Genomic DNA, 19768 nt, shown 5'->3' with positions numbered 1-19768 from the left:
CTTTCCGTTTCTTTCCCTAGTGAGAATCCCATGAGCCTGAACAACGTCCCCGCTGGCCGCGACCTGCCCAATGACTTCAACGTGATCATCGAGATCCCGATGAACGCCGATCCGATCAAGTATGAAGTGGACAAGGACACCGGCGCCATCTTCGTCGACCGTTTCATGGGCACCGCCATGCACTATCCGTGCAACTACGGCTACATCCCCCAGACCCTGTCGCAGGATGGCGACCCGGTCGACGTGCTGGTGATCACCCCGTTCCCGCTGATCCCGGGCGTGGTGGTGCGTTGCCGTCCGATCGGCGTGCTCAAGATGGCCGATGAATCCGGTATCGACGCCAAGCTGCTGGCCGTGCCGGTCGACAAGATCCTGCCGATCTACACCCACTGGCAAAAGCCGGAAGACCTCAACGAACTGCGCCTGAACCAGATCAAGCACTTCTTCGAGCACTACAAGGACCTGGAAAAGGGCAAGTGGGTCAAGGTCGAAGGCTGGGAAGGCCCGGACGCCGCCCGCGCCGAAATCCTGGCGGGCGTGGAAGCGTACAAGAACGCCAAGTAATTTCGGGCTACCTCTGCATAGCTGAAACAAATCGCTCGACAGGCGCAAACCTGTCGGGCGATTTTTTTTGATCCGGCGATTACAAACTCCGCCCGTTCGGACTGAGTAGGCCCGAATGGGCCGTATCGAAGGCGCTCCGTCAGCGGATGTCCCGCCGTAGCCGCGTCTTCGATACGACGCAGCGCGTCTACTCAGTCCGAACGGTGAGGAGCAGGGCGCAAGCTTGTCTTAATCCAGCTTGGCCGCGTGCTCACGCGTAGCGTGGAAGGTGATTTCCGGCCAGCGCTCCTGGGTCAGGCGCAGGTTTACGCCCGAGCTGGCCAGGTAGGCCATGTTGCCAGCGGCATCGATGGCCAGGTTGGCGCCGGCCGAGGACTTCTCGAAGTCGGCCAGCTTCTTCTTGTCGTCGCAGCTGATCCAGCGCGCGCTGCTGATGCTGGTGCCTTCGAAGACCGCGTCCACGCCATATTCATTCAATAGACGGCTGGCCACCACTTCGAACTGCAGCACGCCCACCGCGCCCAGGATCAGGTCGCTGCCGGTGACGGGCTTGAAGACCTGCACCGCGCCTTCTTCGCCCAGCTGCTGCAGGCCCTTGTGCAATTGCTTGATCTTGAGCGGATTGCGGATGCGCGCCACGCGGAAGAAGTCCGGTGCAAAGTAGGGGATGCCGGTGAATTGCAGCATCTCGCCTTCGGAGAAGCTGTCGCCGATCTGCATGTTGCCGTGGTTGGGCAGGCCGATGATGTCGCCGGCATAGGCTTCTTCCACCTGTTCGCGGCTGGAAGCCATGAAGGTCACCACCGAGGACACCTTGATATCGCGGTTCAGGCGCAGGTGCTTCAACTTCATGCCGCGCTCGAAGCGGCCTGAGCACACGCGCAGGAAGGCGATGCGGTCGCGGTGGGCCGGGTCCATGTTGGCCTGGATCTTGAAGACGAAACCGGAGAACGGCTCTTCGGTCGGCTTGACCTCGCGCACCGTGGCATCGCGTCCACCCGGGCCCGGCGCCCAGTCCAGCAGCGCATCCAGGATCTCGCGCACGCCGAAGTTGTTGATGGCCGAGCCAAAGAAGACCGGCGTCTGGATGCCGGCCAGGAAGTCGTCCAGGTTGAAGGGATGCGAGGCGCCATGCACAAGCTCCACTTCCATCTTCAGCTGTTCGATTTCCAGCGGGAACATCTCGGCCAGCTTGGGATTGTCGATGCCCTTGATGATCTCCACGTTGCCATTGGCGCGTTCTTCACCCGCCTTGAACAGCATGATCTCGTCGCGCAGCAGGTGATACACGCCACGGAAATTCTTGCCCATGCCGATCGGCCAGGTCACCGGTGCGCACTGGATCTTCAGCACCGACTCCAGCTCATCCAACAGCTCCAGCGAATCGCGGGTTTCGCGGTCCAGCTTGTTCATGAAGGTGATAATGGGCGTATTGCGCATCCGGCACACGTTCAACAGCTTGATGGTCTGCTCTTCCACGCCCTTGGCGGCGTCGATCACCATCAGCGCCGAATCCACGGCGGTCAACACGCGATAGGTGTCTTCGGAGAAGTCCTGGTGGCCCGGGGTGTCGAGCAGGTTGACCACGTGGTCGCGGTACTCGAACTGCATCACCGAGCTGGCCACCGAGATGCCGCGCTGCTTTTCGATTTCCATCCAGTCCGAGGTCGCGTGACGGCCGCTCTTGCGCGCCTTCACCGTGCCGGCCAGCTGGATCGCGCCCGAGAACAGCAGCAGCTTTTCAGTCAGCGTGGTTTTGCCCGCGTCAGGGTGGGAGATGATGCCGAAGGTGCGGCGGCGCTTGACTTCACGCGCGATCAGGTCGGTCGAGACCTTGCGGCTGCCGCTGGCGGCGTCGGAGGCGTCGTCGGCAGCGCTGCTGGCGACATCAGGGAGTTCGTTGCTGGGTTCTTGCATGGCGGATCGGTCGGGTCGGAGGTCGGGGGAACGCGGCCGCCAAAGGGCTGGGCGAAGGGCTGGACGATCCAGCCCCGCAAGGCCTTGCCTGCGCGCCCAGGGACGGGCGCTGCATGCATGTTCCAAAAGCTCTGGAAAACCCGAGATTATAACTGAAGCGGGCCGCTCCTCTGCATGTTTGCCTCCATGCAATGCCCGTCCGAGCGTGCTCTTGCACGTTCAGCAGCGTTCAGGAGCGCTCGTCGCGTCTGTCATCACGCCGCTCCTCCCGGCGCGGGTGCGGGTCGCGCGGCGCTTGCTGGCGCGCCTGCTGTTCCCGTCGCACTTGCTCCTGCTGCTGGCGGGCCTGTTCCATCTGGCGCTGTTGCTGCTCGCGCTGCTGGTTCATCATCTGCTGCTGGCGTTGCTGTTCCCGCTGCTGTTCCTGTTGCTGATGCTGCTGGCGCATCTGCTGTCTGTTGCTGATGCTGCTGGCGCATCTGCTGTTCACGTTGCTGTTGCTGCAATTGCTGTTGTTGCATCTGCTGCTGGTGTTGCTGCTGCATCTGCATCTGTTGTTGCCGTTGTTGCCACTGGCGTTCCTGCGCCTGTTGCTGCTGGCGCTGGTCCTGGGCCTGTTGCTCGTGCTGGCGTTGCTGCTCGCGCACCATCTGTTCGCGCTGGCGTTGCTGGTCATTGGCCTGTTGCTCGCGCTGGCGCTGTTGCTCGACAGCCTGGCGCTGGCGCATCTGGTCCTGCTGGGCGATGCGCTGCTGCGGGTTGTCGGCCACCGGCAAGGGTCGCGCCTGGCCCGGCTGCGGGCCGTGGTCACGCCAGGAAGGAATGCCTGCCGCGGTCTGCGGCTGCCCCTGGGGTGATGGGCGGGGCGCCGCCTGTGCCGCCAATGCGGGCGGCGGCGGGACTGCGCGCCCAGCGCCATAACGCCCCTCGTGATGCCATACCACCGGTCGCTGGTTGACGGTCACGTTACGGTTGATGGTGACGTTGTTGTTGACGATGCGGTTGTTGACCACATTGTTATTGATGTTGTTGACGTTGGTGATGCGGGTCTGGGTCACCATCACCTGGCGCTCACGCCAATCCGGGCGGGCCTCGCCAAAGACCGCGCTCATCACGCCGATACCGGTGCTGAAGCTGATGCTGGCCGAGAAGCCGGGGTTGTAGCTGGGCGGGCGATAACGCGGCGGCGGCGCCCACACCACCGGCGGCGCCGAGGGCCACCACCAGTCGCCGTAGACCACGACCGGATTGTAGTAGGGCACATAGACCACCTGCGGATTGACCGGCACGATCTCGATGAAGTCATCCTGCAGCACCACCCGTTGCTGCGGACTGGATTCGAGCGTACCGGCGATGCGAGCGCGTTCGCGCAGGTTCTGCACCGTATCCATCACCGCCGGCTGCTGGCCCAGGAAAGCCTGGCCCAGCTGCTGCATCCAATCCAGGCGATCATTCATCATCGCCAGCACCGAGGGAAACTGCACCAGCGCCTTCACGCTAGGGTCCCAGGGCATGGGCGCCACCGCCCGCGCCAGGCCGTCGCCCTGCAAGCCCGGGCGAGCTTCGATGAAGCGCTGCGCCTGCACCACTTCCAGCGGATAGGTCGAGGCCATCAGCACCTGGGCCAGCAGCGAATCGGGATACAGCGCCACCGGCGCCAGCATCTGGTCCAGCTGCTGTTGGGTATAGACGGCCGGGGCAGGGGGATAGGCGCTCTGCGCCTGCGCCGGCATGCCTGAGACCAGCGAAAAGACCAGGCAGGCGGCCCAGGCCAGGGTTGACTTGTTCACGTCGTTCTCCTTCTTGATGCGGTCGGGGCAAGGATGAGCTTGAGCATAGACAAGAACAGCGGTGCCGACCATGGACGATGAGGGCTATGGTCGGCCAGGACGTCGCAGGCAGGTGTAACGGAATTGCAAGCGATGTTTCAGCGGCGGCACTTGCTTGCCATCAGCATTCCCGTCGTGCAAGATCAGCGCAGCCCCTCGCGGGCTGTGGCATCATGAATGGCCACGCGATTGCGCTCATCCATGGCGTCGATTGCTCACGGGTTGCGCCGCTGCCCGAAGTGCCGATGCGAGGAGGGCGCGAGAAGGAACTGGATTACTGGATTATCAGTATCAGTAAATTATTTATAGCATTGTTTCCAAGGCGCACAGCCAATCAACACAACAAGGAAAAAACATGAGCCATCATCTGATCTGGCGGCGCGATGATTTTCTCATCGACACCGATCCCGACCGGCTGGACATCCCCCTCATCCATGACGTTCTCACCCATTCGAGCTGGTCTCCCGGCATCGATATCAATACCGTGCGCACGGCCATTGCCAACAGCCTCTGCTTTGGTCTCTATCGCGGCACCCGGCAGATCGGTTTCGCCCGCGTGGTGACCGACCACGCCACCTTCGGCTACCTGTGCGATGTGTTCGTCCTCGAGGACTTGCGCGGCCAGGGCCTGGGGCGTTGGCTCATCGAATCGTGCAACCAGCATCCGACTCTGCTCAAACTGCGTCGCGTGATGCTGACCACGTCCACCGCCCCCTGGCTGTATGCGCGCTGTGGTTTCGAGGCGATCAATCGCGGCGACTTCGTCTGGCACATTTCCCGTCCTGACATCTACCGCACCGGCTCTGCCGGCTGAGCACCATTGCACCTGGCCGGAGCGACCTGAAGGCTGGCGCTCCGGTTACGGCCATCTGCCTCCCTCATGCTGACGTACGAGAGTCCCGAGCAAGATGCTTGAGCGATAGTTACGTATTCTTAAATGTGGTCATGCTCTTCTCATCGTCACCGATGTTGTTGTCCTGCAAGCTACAGCAGGCAGAACATGATCCGCATCAAGCCAAGGCCAGATGCGGAGTTTCTAAGTTTTTGAGCGACATATAATTTCGATGCACCCTAATGGAACACACGGAACACACCTGCACATCATCCGGGATGTGCGCATCGGACGTCGAACATGACCATCGCTAAGAAACTCCATCTCCTGACCCTCGCGGTCATCCTCGGTCTGGCCAGCCTGTCATTGCTGGGCATCTATCAAAGCAGGGAAGTGGCCAAGGCCGCCAGCTATTCTTCCGTCAACACCGTCCCCAGCCTGCTCGCGCTGGGTGATGCAGGCGAAGCCGCCTTCGGTATTCGTGTGGGCATCTGGAAATATGGTGCCGCCACCGATCCGGTCTCGCGCACCCAACTGGAAAAAGCCATGAACGAGCAGCATGATCGCGTGCTGGCCGCCTTCGAGCGCTATGCCCGCGAAGACATTTCCGACGACACCGACCGCAAGCTGCTTGAGGCCGATCGCCAGGCCTTCGCCGAATACGAAAAGCAGCGCGCCGTAGTGCTGCGCATTGGCGCCGAGTCCCGCAATGAAGAGGCCTTGCGCGCCATCGAACAACTGGTGGTGCCGCCCGGCGACAAGCTCATCGCCGCGCTCGCCGAGCATCGCAAGTACAAGGAGCAACTGGGTCGCCAGGGCGTGGAAACCGCTGAGGGCATCTTGCAGTCTTCGACCTATCAGGCCATTCTCGTGAGCCTGCTGGTGGCGGCGGTAGTGGGCGCGGCCAGCCTGCTGATCTCACGCGGGATTTCGGTTTCGCTCGATGACGCCATCCGCGTGGCCAACGCCATCGCACACGGTGATCTCAGTTCCAAGGTCAAGATGACCGGCAAGGACGAGGTCGGCCAGCTGCTGCACGCCATCGGCGAGATGACGGCCAGCCTGGTCACTATCGTCGGCAATGTGCGCCAGAGTGTGGCGGCCATCGAGTCCGCCTCCTCCGAGATCGCCTCGGGGAACCTCGATCTGTCGGCGCGCACCGAAGCGCAGGCCGGCTCCATCGAAGAGACTGCGTCGGCCATGGAACAGCTCACCGCCACCGTGAAGCAGAACGCCGACAACGCGCATCAGGCCGATACCCTGGCCAGCTCGGCGTCGTCGGTGGCCTCCGAAGGGGGCAAGGTGGTGCAGGAAGTGGTGCACACCATGGACGCCATCAACAGCTCGTCGCTGAAGATCGTGGACATCATCAGCGTCATCGACGGGATCGCTTTCCAGACCAATATCCTGGCGCTCAATGCCGCCGTCGAAGCCGCCCGCGCCGGCGAGCAGGGACGCGGCTTTGCCGTGGTCGCCTCCGAAGTACGCTCGCTGGCCCAGCGTTCGGCCTCGGCGGCGCGCGAGATCAAGGAACTCATCGACGACTCCGTGGAGAAGGTCCAGAGCGGCAGCCGCCTGGTGCTGCAAGCCGGTAACACCATGGAACATGTGGTGACGAGCGTGCAGCGAGTCAGCGACATCGTGCGCGACATCAGCGTAGCCAGCGGCGAGCAGAGCGACGGCATCGCCCAGGTCAACCAGGCCATCGGGATGATGGACCAGACCACCCAGCAGAATGCCGCACTGGTGGAAGAGGCCGCCGCCGCCTCGCAATCCCTGCGCGAACAGGCCAAGGGCCTGGCGCAGGCGGTGTCTGTGTTCCGTCTGGAACGCAGTGCCGTAGCGGCCAAGCCTGCAGTGGCAGCACCCGTGCAGGAGCAACCGGCCATGCTGGCATTGACCGCATAAGCGCGTCAGCATTGGTCAGCAGAGGTCAGCAAATGTAATCTTTGAAGATGTCTTTCTGCGCTATGTTTCGATCCACCAGCAGTGGCAATGTGAGCTGCGCCATCCGGCGCAGCGCAGATGCTGGGGGAGTCAGACATGACCATAGCAAGAAAGCTTTATCTTCTGATCGTTGCCGTCGTGCTAGGTGTGATCATGCAGGCCGTGGTGGGTCTCTACCAGAGCCACAGGATCGCCAGCGCGGCCGGCTATTCCGCGACCAATACCATTCCCAGCGTGCTGGCGCTCAATGGCGCCACTGACGCCATCTATGGCATCCGGCTCGACATCGCGCGTTACGTGATCGAACCGGCCGCGCGCGAAAAGACCGTCGCCAACATGGCCGCCCTGCATCAGAAGGCGCAGGACTTCTTCGACCAGTTCGAGCGATGCTGTATTTCCGATGACGCTGACCGGCGTATGCTGGAAGCGGATCGTCGCTTTTTTGCCGAGTACGAGAAGCACCGCATGGCCATGATCGACTTCGGCAATGCCGGCAAGGAAGACGCGCTGCGCATTGTCATGGAAGAGAAGATGACGCCTATCGGCCAGCGCCTCATGGCCGTGCTCAACGAACACAAGAACTACAACGAGCAGCTTGGCAGGCAGGGCGCGGAAGACGCTGCCGAGCATCTGCAGCTGTCCATCTATCTGACCATTGCCGCCGCTGTGCTGGTGATCGTGATGGTCACGGCGCTGAGCTTGCTGCTGGTGCGTAATATCCGTCATTCGCTGCATGACGCCACGGAGCTGGCCGACGCCATCGGGCGAGGCGATCTCAGTTCGCAGATCGTCTTGCGCGGACGCGACGAAGTCGCGCGCCTGATGCTGTCGCTGCAGCGGATGACGAGCAGTCTGGTGCAGATCCTGGGCAAGGTCAACGACAGCGCCGCCACCATCGAAACCGCCACCCGCGAGATTGCCAGCGGCAATCTCGATCTTTCCTCGCGCACCGAAGCCCAGGCCGGTTCGCTGGAAGAGACCGTCACCGCCATGGGGCAGCTCACGACCACCGTCAAACAGAACGCCGACAATGCCCGCCAGGCCGACGAGCTGGCGCAGTCAGCGTCAGGCGTGGCGGGGCAGGCGGGCAAGGTGGTTGATGAGGTGATCTTGACCATGGAGGCGATCAATGCGTCTTCACTGAAGATCGTGGACATCATCAGCGTGATCGATGGCATTGCTTTCCAGACCAACATCCTGGCGCTCAACGCCGCCGTCGAAGCCGCTCGCGCTGGCGAGCAGGGGCGAGGATTTGCGGTCGTGGCGGCGGAAGTCCGCACACTGGCGCAGCGCTCAGCGTCCGCCGCCAGGGAGATCAAGGAACTGATCGACGACTCGGTGGGCAAGGTCGCCAGCGGCAGCCGCCTGGTCACGCAGGCCGGTCATACGATGGAAGAGGTGGTGGCCAGTGTGCGCAGGGTGACAGGCATCGTCACCGAGATTAGCGCAGCCAGCCGTGAGCAGAGCGAAGGATTGCAGCAGATCAGCCAGGCCATCAGCGCCATGGATGAGGGCACCCAGCAGAATGCCGCGCTGGTGGAGCAGGCTGCGGCGGCCTCGCAATCCTTGCAGGATCAGGCGGTGAACTTGGCGCAGGTGGTCGGGGTGTTCCGGCTAGGGCGTCAGGCGCAGCTGACCGGCGAGGAGATTGCGGCGCAGGAAAGCGAGGACTGCAATGTCATTGCCCAGCGCGAAGTATTGGCGCTGTCGGCCTGATGCTGATGATCTCGTGTATGAAATTACTCTGGCCAATGAGAAAAGAGGCTGGCGCGCATGGATAGATCCGGAGGATTCCAGTGATCTTCCTGGCAACCAGGGCGTATCTCTGCGCCCTGGTTGTTGATATCGTCAGCGGGGTTCAGAATTCTCTGGTCCACTGCACGCCATCGCTCAATGCCGCATCATTTCTCCGGCATGCCCGACGAATGGTGGCTGCTGATCAGCCATTGCTTGCCATCCCATTCATAGGTAAAGGTGTAGCGGGCATGAACGACCTGGCCGGTGGTGCCGAAGGTAAAACTGTAGAGGCCGGCATCGATCGCGGTGTTGCAGCCGATCGAAAGCCAACGCTGATCGATCTTGCCTACCGGCTTGTTATGCAGGAAGTGTTCGAAGTAATCGATACGCTCTTCGTTGGTAAAACGTGGTTTGTTGGAAACGGTCGGCAAGAGTATTGAGCGAGGTGCGTAATTGGCGGCGACGGCTTCGGGCTCGAGTGTTTGCAGCGATTGGTTCCAGCGGTCGAACAATGCGGCAATTTCCTTGCCGGTGGTGCGCTTGCAGACCAGGGTCTCGCCAGGTCCCAACACCGAGATGTCGCCGGCCCCATTGCCCGGCTGGGGCGAGGCGCAGCCGGTGAGGATCAAGGCTAACGCAGATACCGAAAGGACTGTTTTCATTTTTCCCCCTGTTATTTTGTGATGTAGTCAGGTGTTACGGAGAAGACAATCAGGCGAATATGATGTCTTCTACGCAGGGCATTTTAAGGGGTTCGTCGTAGGTATGGCAAACGCCTGGCTGAGGGGGATCGTGGCAGTGTTCGGCCTCAATGAAGTATGGCCTGCGGCGGTAACCTGTAATCGAATAGACAATGAGCCGGCTACCGTGGCTGACGAAAATCGTCAGTTTCTTAGGCCTCGTCCAATAGCAAGCAGTCAGGGAGTCGGAGGTCGGGGGTCGCGGTATTGCTTGTCGATCTTGATTCCGCGCGCGACAGCCTCTGTCTCGCGATCAGCGCGCTGCTGTTGTAATTGCTTCAACGCGGCTGGGAGTACAGTTCGCCAGTTTTTTCGTTCCTTGGGTTTAACGTAAGCACGGAAACCTTCTTTATCGCCTGTCAACGTGATGATCAGCAGATAAACGCCAGGCTGGTTGACGTTCATTTTTTCCTGCGTACGACGCATGGTTACGGTGAGGAAGGCGTCATCCCCATGGAAGGACCAGTGACTCATGTCTTCCAATTTCATCCACTCTTGCAGGCTAGGTTCGTAATCGATATTGAGCCCACTACTGGGTGACTGATGGATGACGTAATCGAAACGATCCTTTCCGGTCATCCGAGGGGCGTCGAGGTCGATGAGGGGCTTCCATCCCTTGGCTGCGATGTTCTGCAAGAATGCATAAATCGTTTTTCTGGCCTCGTCATGGCTTATCTGTGGCAGCGCTGAGATATCTGCATAGATTTCCCATTCGGTGATGTTTTCTTCCGGGAACCAGCGATCATCAGCGCCTTGCAGGGATCGGACATGCGGCACTTCAATGGATTTCTTGCCCTGTTCGATGATGACCTTGCCAAGGTTGCTGGTACTCCAGTCAATGGAATAAAAGTTGCCCCCCGGTGGTCGCGTCACGACCTTCACGGCAGACGGGGCTTGCTTCAGGATGGCTTCTGGGCTTGAGTTGTTTTTGATTGTAATTACCGTAGCTACCGTAGCGGGATGTTGATCACGATGTTGTGCCTGCCCGAGCATAGGCAAGGCCAGCAGGAAAAAGGAAGCCAGAAGCTTCCGATATTTGTCGTTCATCAAATGTCAGCGCTGAAGCTTAGGGGGGAGGTCAGTGGTCCACGATCTTGCAAGGATGTTCCACTTAACTATCGCTTGGCAAAAAGTCTAACTTGCTTATTTCCGAAAGAAACCTGACCGCGTGGGTGTAGGGATGCGAAGCTTGATCTTGAGCCGTTGGCAATCCAACAGCCGCAGTGAGAAAGGTGTTCGTGCGGAATCAGGAACTGGCCTGCCCTGAGGGACTCGAACCCCCGACCTATGGCTTAGAAGGCCATTGCTCTATCCAGTTGAGCTAAGGGCAGTTCGGCGTGGTTGGCGGCGTGATGCTGCGCGGATGCGCTACCGCCAACGATCCAGAAAAGAAAACGGGCTGTCCACGACAGCCCGTTTTTGATGAGTGGTCGGAGTACAAGGATTCGAACCTTGGACCCCCTGGTCCCAAACCAGGTGCGCTACCGGGCTGCGCTACACTCCGAGAAGCGAGATAATAACAGCATCTCTTGCAGATGGTCAACCACGATCGCTTTTTCCCCCTCAATCTCCTTCAGGCGGCCTTCGCGCCCTCCCGCAATTCGGCCGCGTCCTGCAGTCTGACCTCGACGATCAGCTTCTTGATCTCCGGTACGCACGAGCCGCAATTGCCGCCAGCCTTCAAGCAGGCCGTGACCTGGCCCACTTCGTTGAGACCCTGCGTGCGGATGGCGTTGCAGAGGGTGTTGCGCCCCACGCCAAAGCAGGAGCACACGGTCGGGCCGGTGTCCGCGCCTTTCTCGATGGGTTGGCCCACCAGCAGGCCGACGCGGTCGGCCTCTTCCAGTTTCTCTTTCGCAAACAAGCCCGCCAGCCAGGAGCGCGAGGGCAGGTCGGGGCGCGCTGACATGAACAGGCACATATCGATGCGGTCATCCACCACATGCACGGCGCGATAGCTGCCGTCGCTCAGGTCTTCGTACTCCAGCCAGTCGGCCTGCGGATCTGGCACGCCCAGCAGGCTGCGCGCCCAGGCGCTGTGGTCGGGGATGTGGTTGCGTCCGGCCAGTTCGTAGCGCATGAAGTCGCGCCCCTGTACGCGGGTCCAGTGCGTTACCTGGTCCAGGTCCAGGGCATGACGGGTCAGGATGAAGCCATGCCAGGACACCCGGAATTCCTCGATGGCCACCGGGGTGTGCTTGAACTCGGGTTCGCCCGAGACCGGGTCGACCACCGGATTGACGACCGCTCCCACGCGGGCGTCGGAGGCCGATTGTCCGTTCCAGTGGATGGGCACGAAGACCGATCCGCGTGCAATGCCGCCACCATGCTGCACGCGCGCCACCATCGCGCCCCAGCGGCTGCTGATGCGCGCCAGGCCGCCTTCGCGTACACCATAGAGCAGGGCGTCCTGCGGGTGGATGTCGATGAAGGATTCGGGGATGTGGCTGGCCAGCGTGGCGGATCTGCCGGTGCGGGTCATGGTGTGCCAGTGATCGCGCACGCGGCCGGTATTGAGGATCAAGGGATAGTCTTCGCAGGCGGCATGGGCGGCGCTGCGCGGGGCCGTAGGAACGAAGCGGGCGCGGCCATCGGCGTGGCTGAAGCGATGGTCTTCCAGGACGCGGGCGGTGCCGCTGACGCTGCCGTCGGAGAGCCGCTGCACCGGCCACTGGATGGGCGCCAGGGCGTCATAGGCGGCGCGGTCCATGCCGGTCAGACCCGCCAGGTTGAAGACGCGGCGCACGCGGCTGGCGTCGGCTTCGCCATTGCGATGGGCCGACAGGCGCGCATGTTCGTCAAAGATCTCATGCGGCCCGGCAAAGTCGAAACCGTCAAAGCCCATGCGGCGCGCCACGTCGCAAATGATGCGCCAGTCGCCGCGCGCTTCGCCGGGAGCGGAGAGGAAGGCGCGCTGGCGCGAGATGCGGCGTTCGGAGTTGGTGACGGTGCCATCCTTCTCGCCCCAGGCCAGCGCCGGCAGCAGCACGTGGGCCAGGGCATTGGTGTCGGTCTGGGTGATCACGTCGGAGGACACCACCAGCTCGCACTTCTGCAAGGCGCGCTGCACCAGGTCGGCGTCAGGCAGGCTGACCATGGGATTGGTGGCCATGATCCACACCGCCTTGATGCGGCCCTCTTCGATGGCGCGGAACATGTCCACGGCCTTCAGGCCCGGTTTGTCGGCGATGCGGGGGGATTGCCAGAAGTCTTGCACGATCTGCCGATGCAGCGGCTGGTCCAGGTCCATATGGGCGGCCAGCATGTTGGCCAGGCCGCCGACTTCGCGCCCGCCCATGGCGTTGGGTTGGCCGGTGATGGAGAACGGTCCCATGCCGGGCTTGCCAATGCGGCCCGTGGCCAGGTGGCAGTTGATGATGCTGTTGACCTTGTCGGTGCCGGCCGAGGATTGATTCACGCCCATGGAAAAGCCGGTGACGACCTTCTCCGTATTGGCGAAGGCTTCGTAGAAGGCCAAGAGGTCCTTGAGATCGATCTTGCAGATGCGCGCTACCGTGGCGGGATCGGCGCAGTCGGCGTCGGCGATGGCCAGGGCTTCGTCAAAGCCCTTGGTGTGCGTGTCGATGAAGGCGTTGTCGCGCAGCCCGCGATGGGCCAGGTAGCTCATCAGGCCATTGAAGAGCCAGACATCGGTGCCGGGCTTGATGGGCAGGTGCAGGTCGGCCAGTTCGCAGGTGGCGGTGCGGCGCGGGTCGATGACCACCAGGCGCAGGGCGGGCCGGGTTTCCTTCAGGCGGGCGATGCGCTGGAACAGGATGGGATGGCACCATGCCGCATTGGAGCCGACCAGCACCACCAGGTCGGCCAGTTCCAGGTCTTCGTAGCAGACCGGCACCAGGTCTTCACCGAAGGCGCGCTTGTGGCCGGCGACCGCCGAGGACATGCACAGGCGTGAATTGGTGTCGATGTTGGCGCTGCCGATGTAGCCCTTCATGAGCTTGTTGGCGATGTAGTAGTCCTCGGTCAGCAATTGTCCGGAGACGTACAGCGCCACTGCATCCGGGCCGTGTTCGGCGATGATGGCCGAGAACCTGCTGGCCACATGGTCCAGCGCCTGGTCCCACGCAAGCTGTTGCAGCTGGCCTTGGGCGTCGCGCAGTTGCGGATGCAGCAGGCGGCCGTCGAGGTCCACTGTTTCGCCCAGGGCCGAGCCCTTCACGCACAGGCGGCCGAAGTTGGCTGGGTGTTGGGCATCGCCCTGGATGCCGATGCGGCCATCGTCCTTCTTCGATGCGCTCACGCCACAACCTACGCCGCAGTAGGGGCAGGTAGTCGATGTGGTGGCCACGGCTAGCGCCAGCGGAGTCTGGGAAAGATTCATTGGTATCCTCTGTTACTAATTACCCTGGCCAGATGCCATGCCTAGGCGGCCTGCTGACACATCGCCTGGCCGAACGGCAGTTCGCGGCGGAAGCTGCTGATGTCGCGTCCGCTCTGGATCAGGTCGAAGTACCACGGGCCATCCTTGACGTCGCCATACAGCACCGCACCCACCAGGCGCGTTCCGCGCAGCACCAGCCGCTTGTAGACGCCACGGCGCGGATCGCGCACGATCAGGTCTTCGGTATCGTCGCCGCCGATGAAATCGCCCGCCGAATACAGGTCCACGCCGGTCACCTTGAGCTTGGTCGCAGTGGCCTGCTGCACATAGCGGCGGTGTCCAGCACCCGCGAGGTGCGCACCGCAGACGCGAGCCTGGTCCCAGATCGGCGCGACCAGTCCGAAGGTGGCCTTGCGATGCTGCACGCATTCCCCTACGGCATAGATGCGCGGGTCATAGGTCTGCAGCGTGTCATCGACGATGATGGCGCGTTCGCAGTGCAGGCCGGCCGCCTTGGCCAGCGCGATGTTGGGACGCACGCCCGCCGTCATCACCACCAGGTCGGCGGGGATGCTGCTGCCATCCTTGAAGCGCACTGCGGTGACGCGATCCGGTCCGACGATCTCTTCGGTATGGGCATTGAGCAAGAAGCGCAAGCCCTTGTCTTCCAGGGCCTTCTTCAGCAGGGCGGCGGCGGGCTTGTCCAGTTGCTGGTTCATCAGGGTGTCGGTGACGTGCACCACGGTCACGTCCATGCCTTGGCGCATCAGGCCATTGGCCGCTTCCAGCCCGAGCAGGCCGCCGCCGATGACCACTGCGTGGCGGTGCGTGCGGGCCGCCTGCAGCATGGCGTCCACATCCTGAATGTCGCGAAAGGCGATCACGCCCGGCAATTGATGACCCGGCACCGGGATGATGAAGGGCGTGGAACCGGTGGCCAGCAAGAGGCGGTCGTACTGCACCGTCAGGCCGCTCTTGGCGTGCACGGTGCGCTGGCGGCGGTCGATGTGGACGACCGGGTCGCCGGCATGCAGGGTGATGCCGTTGTCGTCGTACCAGGCGCGCGGATTGAGCATGATGTCATCGATGCTCTTGTCGCCGGCCAGCACCGGCGAGAGCATGATGCGATTGTAGTTGCCATGCGGTTCGGCGCCGAAGACGGTGATGTCGTAGAGGTCCGGGGCCAGCTTGAGCAACTCTTCCACCGTGCGCATGCCGGCCATGCCGTTGCCGACCACCACCAGGGAGGGGCGGGCAGTGCTCTTGTTGGCCTGGTTTTCCATCTCAGGCTCCGATCCAGACTTTGCCTTCATCGATGCGCGCCGGCCAGGCGGGTACCGAATTGGCGGGTTCTTCCAGGCACTGCCCGGTGGTGAGATCAAAGTGATGCTTGTAGATCGGCGAGGCCACCACGATGCGTTCGCCCAGGTTGCCCACCAGTCCGCGCGAGAGCACGGCGGCCTGCGCATTGGGATCATAGTTGTCGATGGCAAAGACACGCGGCTGCGGTTCGCCCTGGCTGCGGTCGATGACGTGGAAGATGGCTACCTGCTGGTCGCCGATCAGCGCGGCCACGCCCGTGTTGGGGACGATCTCGGCCAGGTCGCAGACCGGGGTCCATTGCTTGATTTGTTGGTCGCTGTGCATGCGGGGCTCCTCATGGTTGTACGGCGGGTGCGCCTTCGATACGTCGCGGCGCGACTACTCAGTCCGAACGGTCGTCAATGAACAAAGAGCCGTTCGTCCTGAGTAGCGGCAACGCCGCGTATCGAAGGCGCGACTACGGCCGGATATCAGACGGTCTCGACGACGACAGGAATGTCGAGCAGCTTCTTCTCGGCCACCGTGGCCGGGCGGATCTGCCCGCGTTCCTCGACGAACTTGATGTTGCCATCCGCCGCCTTGCTGTTGACGAAGTGGCGGAAGCGCTTGCGCGTCTCCGGATCGGTCACGGCCTTCTTCCATTCGCATTCATAGGTATCGACCACGCGCTGCATCTCGGCCTCCAGTTCGGCGGCGATGCCCAGCTTGTCATCGAGGACCACGCTCTTGAGATAGTCCAGGCCGCCTTCGAGATTCTCGCGCCAGGTGCTGGTGCGTTGCAGGCGGTCGGCGGTGCGCACGTAGAACATCAGGAAGCGGTCCACGTAGCGGGTCAGCGTTTCTTCATCCAGATCGGATGCGATCAGTTCGGCGTGACGCGGCTTCATGCCGCCATTGCCGCAGACATACAGGTTCCAGCCCTTTTCCGTGGCGATGATGCCCACATCCTTGCCCTGCGCCTCGGCGCATTCACGGGTGCAGCCGGAAACGCCGAACTTGATCTTGTGCGGTGAGCGCAGGCCCTTGTAGCGGTTTTCCAGACGCACCGCGAAGCCCACGCTGTCGCCCACGCCATAGCGGCACCAGGTCGAGCCCACGCAGGATTTGACGGTGCGCAGCGACTTGCCGTAGGCGTGACCGGTCTCGAAGCCGGCGGCGATCAGTTCTTCCCAGATGTCGGGCAACTGGTCCACGCGCGCGCCGAACAGGTCCACGCGCTGGCCGCCGGTGATCTTGGTGTAGAGGCCATACTTCTTGGCGATCTGGCCCACCGCGATCAGGCCATCGGGCGTGACCTCGCCCCCGGCCATGCGCGGCACGACAGAGTAGGTGCCGTCCTTCTGGATATTGCCGAGGAAGTAGTCATTGGAATCCTGCAGGCCCGCGTGTTCCTTCTTGAGCACGAAGTCATTCCACAGCGACGCCAGCACATTGGCCACCATGGGCTTGCAGACATCGCAGCCCAGTCCCTTGCCATGCTTGCCCAGCAGTTCGTCGAAGCTCTTGATCTGGCCCACGCGCACCAGGTGATGGATTTCCTGGCGCGAGTAGGGGAAGTGTTCGCAGACGTGGTTGTTGACGGCCAGGCCTTGCTTCTTCATCTCGGCCTTCATCACCTGCGTGACCAGCGGCCCGCGGCCGCCGCAGGCAGTGCCGGCCTTGGTGCAGGCCTTGAGGTCGCCGATATTGGTCACGCCGGAGGCCACGGCAGCACACAGCTGGCCCTTGGAGACATTGTTGCAGGAGCAGATCTGCGCCGACTCTGGCAGCGCATCCACGCCCAGGCCGGGCTTGGCCTTGCCGTCGGATTGCGGCAGGATCAGGAATTCGGGCGACTCCGGCAGTTCGATCTTGTTGAGCATCATCTGCAAGAGCGTGCCATATTCCGAAGCATCGCCCACCATGACCGCACCCAGCAGATGCTTGCCGGATTCGGAGACCACGATCTTCTTGTAGATCTGCTTGCGCTCGTCGGTGAACTGATAGGAACGGCTGCCGGCTTCCTTGCCGTGCGCATCGCCGATGCTGGCCACGTCCACGCCCATGAGCTTGAGCTTGGTGCTCATGTCGGCGCCGTTGAAGACGGGCACTTCGATGGCCTCGTCGCGGTGCGAGAGCAGGTGCTTGGCGGCGGTGCGGGCCATGTCGTAACCCGGTGCGACCAGGCCAAAGATCTTGCCATTCCACAGCGCGCATTCGCCGATGGCGTAGACCGCCGGGTCGGAGGTCAGGCAGCTGTTGTCGATGGCGATGCCGCCCCGGTCACCCACCTTCAGCCCGGCCTGGCGCGCCAGTTCGTCGCGCGGGCGGATGCCGGCGGAGAAGACGATCATGTCGGTTTCCAGGTGCGAGCCGTCTTCGAAGTTCATGCGATGGGTATGGTGCTTGCCATCGACGATTTCGACCGTGTTCTTTTGCGTGTGGGCGGTCACGCCCAGTTCTTCGATCTTCTGGCGCAGCACACGGCCACCGCTTTCATCCACCTGCACCGCCATCAAGCGCGGCGCGAATTCGACCACGTGGGTCTCCAGCTTGAGGTCGCGCAGGGCCTTGGCGCATTCCAGTCCCAGCAGGCCGCCGCCGATGACCACACCGCTCTTCGACCGGCTGCCGCATTCCAGCATCGCTTCCAGGTCTTCGATGGTGCGATAGACGAAGCAATCCTTGCGCTGGTTGCCCGCCACGGTGGGCACGAAGGGATAGGAACCGGTGGCCAGCACCAGTTTGTCATAGGACATCGTCTCTTCCACGCCCGCCACGTTGACCAGCACCTGCTTGCGTTCCAGATCGATCTGCTGGGCCTTGGCGTTGAGCTTGAGGTCAAACTGCACCGCGCTGCGACCGGTATCGAAGAAGCCCGGCGCCACCAGCGAGAGGTCTTCTGCGGTCTTGCCGGCGAAGAATTCGGACAGGTGGACGCGGTCGTAGGCCGGACGCGGTTCTTCGCACAGGATGGTGACATGCAGGTCGCCAGCGCCGCTCTCGGCCAGGCACTCCAGGAACTTGTGGCCCACCATGCCGTGGCCGATGACGATGATCTTCATGGGGTCTCTCCTCAGGCTGCAACTTTGTGGTCTGCCAGGACGGCCTCGCCGCTCTTGTCCGACGCGGTGAAACGGATGGCCACTGCGCACAGTGCCGAAACGGTCACCAGCACGCCGAGCATGGACAGGGTCTGCTGGGTATTGCCCAGGCCCTTCATCAGGAAGCCCGCCAGCACCGCGCCGACATTGCCGCCCGCACCGATGATGCCGGCCACGCCGCCCAGCGCCTTGCGGTCGATGAAGGGCACCAGCGCATAGGTCGCGCCGCAGGCCATGTGGGTGAACAGGCCAAAGCACAGCATGGCGATGATGGCGGCCACGACGCTGCCTGCATGGGCGAACCACAGCAGGCCCAGGCCTTCGCCCAGCATCATCACGAAGAGCAGGGTAGCGCGGCGGTTCAGGCCGCCCGAGAGCGCCACCTTGTCCGAAATGAAGCCGCCCAGCGCGCGCGCAAACAGCGCCAGCAGACCGAAGCTGGCGGCGGCGATGCCGGCCGATTCCAGCGAGAGTTTGAAGTGCTCGACGTAGTAGATGGCAGCGATGTTATGGATGAAGATCTCCACGCCGAAGCAGGCGCCGTAGGTAATGAAGAGCATCCACACGCGATAGTTGGCGGCCGCCGCGCGGAAGCTGGCCCAGCCGCCGCGCTTGCCGCTTTCGATGGTCACGCCAGCGGCGCGCAGCGCGTCATAGTTGCCTTCCGGGCAGTCCTGGGTAAAGCGCCAGTAGAGCGCGGCCATCACCAGCATCAGCACGCCCGGCACCAGCAGCGCCGCACGCCAGCCCCAGCCCTGCGAGACGCCCAGCATCAGCATGGCCGCCATCAGCAAGGGCATCAGGCCTTGCGCCACGCCGCCACCGGCATTGCCCCAGCCGGCGGTGGCGGCATTGGCGGTGCCGACCACGTTGGGGGCGAACATGACCGAGGTGTGGTACTGGGTGATGACAAAGCTCGCCCCCACCGCACCGATGAGCAGGCGGAAGAACAGGAAGCTCTCGTAGCTCTGCGCGAAGGCCACGCCGATGACCGGCACAGCGCCTGCCAGCAGCAGGCCGGTGTAGGTCTTGCGCGGGCCGAAGCGGTCGCACATGGGGCCGATGATCAGGCGCACCAGGATGGTCACGGCCACTGCGGCGATGTTGATATTGGCGATCTGGCCTGGCGTGAGGTGGAATTCGCCCTTGATCACCGGCATCAGCGGGGCGCAGGCGAACCACGCGAAGAAGCAGACGAAGAAGGCCATCCAGGTCAGGTGGAAGGCGCGCATCTGCGGCGACCGCAGGGAAAACAGCTCGATACGATTGGCTTTGCTCATGGCGTGTCCTGAAAACAAAAAGGCGCCCGCCTGACCCCAAGGCCTCGTGCCTCGGTTCAAGCGGACGCCATTGTCCGTGTGCGCTGCTGATCCCTCGTTGGATCGGCATCAGATGTGGGGTCATCCTCGACCCTGTCCCTCATTGAGCAAAGGTCGTGCCAGCGACGGGGTTTA

14 protein-coding genes and 2 tRNA genes are annotated in these 19768 nt (G+C 62.5%); 5 read left to right on the top strand and 11 right to left on the bottom strand.

What is annotated here, in order from left to right; translation table 11 throughout:
* Positions 1–30 precede the first annotated feature (30 nt).
* Positions 31–564, top strand: coding sequence for an inorganic diphosphatase (gene ppa, locus BGK68_RS21810; protein WP_013234882.1), 534 nt, complete (start codon positions 31–33; stop codon positions 562–564).
* 228 nt (positions 565–792) lie between these two features.
* On the opposite strand, the gene BGK68_RS21805 is transcribed toward ppa, so the two are convergent.
* Together BGK68_RS21805 and BGK68_RS21800 are read right to left on the bottom strand one after the other, a co-directional pair.
* Positions 793–2481 carry a peptide chain release factor 3 gene (locus BGK68_RS21805; protein ID WP_075258794.1) on the bottom strand — a complete coding sequence of 563 codons (1689 nt, stop codon included), beginning with the start codon at positions 2479–2481 and terminating at the stop codon, positions 793–795.
* A 254-nt stretch (positions 2482–2735) separates the two neighbouring features.
* A complete protein-coding gene (locus tag BGK68_RS21800) occupies positions 2736–4271 on the bottom strand; it encodes a DUF3300 domain-containing protein (RefSeq protein WP_233149378.1) in 1536 nt (511 codons plus the stop codon).
* Positions 4272–4357: 86 nt separating this feature from the next.
* Here BGK68_RS21800 and BGK68_RS27665 point away from each other — a divergent pair, with 86 nt between their 5' ends.
* From BGK68_RS27665 to BGK68_RS21785, 4 genes are all read left to right on the top strand, one after another.
* On the top strand, positions 4358–4669 hold the full coding sequence (locus tag BGK68_RS27665) for a hypothetical protein (protein ID WP_143433137.1): 312 nt from the start codon (positions 4358–4360) through the stop codon (positions 4667–4669).
* On the top strand, positions 4666–5124 hold the full coding sequence (locus BGK68_RS21795) for a GNAT family N-acetyltransferase (RefSeq protein WP_075258793.1): 459 nt from the start codon (positions 4666–4668) through the stop codon (positions 5122–5124). Before BGK68_RS27665 ends, BGK68_RS21795 begins: the two co-directional genes overlap by 4 nt.
* A gap of 318 nt (positions 5125–5442) precedes the next feature.
* The gene (locus tag BGK68_RS21790) at positions 5443–7050 is read left to right on the top strand and encodes a methyl-accepting chemotaxis protein (protein ID WP_075258792.1); all 1608 of its coding nucleotides are present in this window, start codon (positions 5443–5445) and stop codon (positions 7048–7050) included.
* Positions 7051–7185: 135 nt separating this feature from the next.
* Entirely contained in the window at positions 7186–8805 is a 1620-nt protein-coding gene (locus tag BGK68_RS21785; protein ID WP_075258791.1) for a methyl-accepting chemotaxis protein, read from the top strand.
* A gap of 185 nt (positions 8806–8990) precedes the next feature.
* Here BGK68_RS21785 and BGK68_RS21780 read toward each other — a convergent pair whose 3' ends face one another.
* The 9 genes from BGK68_RS21780 to BGK68_RS21740 all read right to left on the bottom strand — a co-directional run bounded on the left by BGK68_RS21780 (position 8991) and on the right by BGK68_RS21740 (position 19594).
* Positions 8991–9488, bottom strand: coding sequence for a DUF4440 domain-containing protein (locus BGK68_RS21780; protein ID WP_075258790.1), 498 nt, complete (start codon positions 9486–9488; stop codon positions 8991–8993).
* Between the two features lie 255 nt (positions 9489–9743).
* Positions 9744–10613 carry a hypothetical protein gene (locus BGK68_RS21775; protein ID WP_083657869.1) on the bottom strand — a complete coding sequence of 290 codons (870 nt, stop codon included), beginning with the start codon at positions 10611–10613 and terminating at the stop codon, positions 9744–9746.
* A gap of 207 nt (positions 10614–10820) precedes the next feature.
* Positions 10821–10897, bottom strand: a tRNA-Arg gene (locus BGK68_RS21770).
* A 96-nt stretch (positions 10898–10993) separates the two neighbouring features.
* Positions 10994–11070 (bottom strand) — tRNA-Pro (locus tag BGK68_RS21765).
* Positions 11071–11139: 69 nt separating this feature from the next.
* On the bottom strand, positions 11140–13908 hold the full coding sequence (locus BGK68_RS21760; RefSeq protein ID WP_075258789.1) for a nitrate reductase: 2769 nt from the start codon (positions 13906–13908) through the stop codon (positions 11140–11142).
* Positions 13909–13949: 41 nt separating this feature from the next.
* Entirely contained in the window at positions 13950–15191 is a 1242-nt protein-coding gene (locus BGK68_RS21755; protein ID WP_075258788.1) for an NAD(P)/FAD-dependent oxidoreductase, read from the bottom strand.
* A gap of 1 nt (position 15192) precedes the next feature.
* Complete coding sequence (gene nirD / locus BGK68_RS21750) at positions 15193–15555, bottom strand: nitrite reductase small subunit NirD (RefSeq protein ID WP_075258787.1); 363 nt, start codon at positions 15553–15555, stop codon at positions 15193–15195.
* A gap of 146 nt (positions 15556–15701) precedes the next feature.
* Positions 15702–18275: a nitrite reductase large subunit NirB gene (nirB, locus tag BGK68_RS21745; protein WP_075258786.1), complete on the bottom strand. Its 2574-nt coding sequence runs from the start codon at positions 18273–18275 to the stop codon at positions 15702–15704.
* Between the two features lie 11 nt (positions 18276–18286).
* On the bottom strand, positions 18287–19594 hold the full coding sequence (locus BGK68_RS21740) for an MFS transporter (RefSeq protein WP_075258785.1): 1308 nt from the start codon (positions 19592–19594) through the stop codon (positions 18287–18289).
* Positions 19595–19768 lie beyond the last annotated feature (174 nt).

The organism is Herbaspirillum camelliae (assembly GCF_001929405.1).
GTDB classification, from domain to species: Bacteria; Pseudomonadota; Gammaproteobacteria; order Burkholderiales; family Burkholderiaceae_D; genus Herbaspirillum; species Herbaspirillum seropedicae.
This window is presented reverse-complemented; position numbering and strand designations above follow the sequence as displayed.

Bases quoted from the DNA above. Each gene is read 5' to 3' on its own strand.
- ppa (WP_013234882.1), top strand. From the start codon at position 31: ATGAGCCTGAACAACGTCCCCGCTGGCCGCGACCTGCCCAATGACTTC.
- BGK68_RS21805 (WP_075258794.1), bottom strand. From the start codon at position 2,481: ATGCAAGAACCCAGCAACGAACTCCCTGATGTCGCCAGCAGCGCTGCC.
- BGK68_RS27665 (WP_143433137.1), top strand. From the start codon at position 4,358: ATGGTCGGCCAGGACGTCGCAGGCAGGTGTAACGGAATTGCAAGCGAT.
- BGK68_RS21795 (WP_075258793.1), top strand. From the start codon at position 4,666: ATGAGCCATCATCTGATCTGGCGGCGCGATGATTTTCTCATCGACACC.
- BGK68_RS21790 (WP_075258792.1), top strand. From the start codon at position 5,443: ATGACCATCGCTAAGAAACTCCATCTCCTGACCCTCGCGGTCATCCTC.
- BGK68_RS21785 (WP_075258791.1), top strand. From the start codon at position 7,186: ATGACCATAGCAAGAAAGCTTTATCTTCTGATCGTTGCCGTCGTGCTA.
- BGK68_RS21780 (WP_075258790.1), bottom strand. From the start codon at position 9,488: ATGAAAACAGTCCTTTCGGTATCTGCGTTAGCCTTGATCCTCACCGGC.
- BGK68_RS21775 (WP_083657869.1), bottom strand. From the start codon at position 10,613: ATGAACGACAAATATCGGAAGCTTCTGGCTTCCTTTTTCCTGCTGGCC.
- BGK68_RS21760 (WP_075258789.1), bottom strand. From the start codon at position 13,908: ATGAATCTTTCCCAGACTCCGCTGGCGCTAGCCGTGGCCACCACATCG.
- BGK68_RS21755 (WP_075258788.1), bottom strand. From the start codon at position 15,191: ATGGAAAACCAGGCCAACAAGAGCACTGCCCGCCCCTCCCTGGTGGTG.
- nirD (WP_075258787.1), bottom strand. From the start codon at position 15,555: ATGCACAGCGACCAACAAATCAAGCAATGGACCCCGGTCTGCGACCTG.
- nirB (WP_075258786.1), bottom strand. From the start codon at position 18,275: ATGAAGATCATCGTCATCGGCCACGGCATGGTGGGCCACAAGTTCCTG.
- BGK68_RS21740 (WP_075258785.1), bottom strand. From the start codon at position 19,594: ATGAGCAAAGCCAATCGTATCGAGCTGTTTTCCCTGCGGTCGCCGCAG.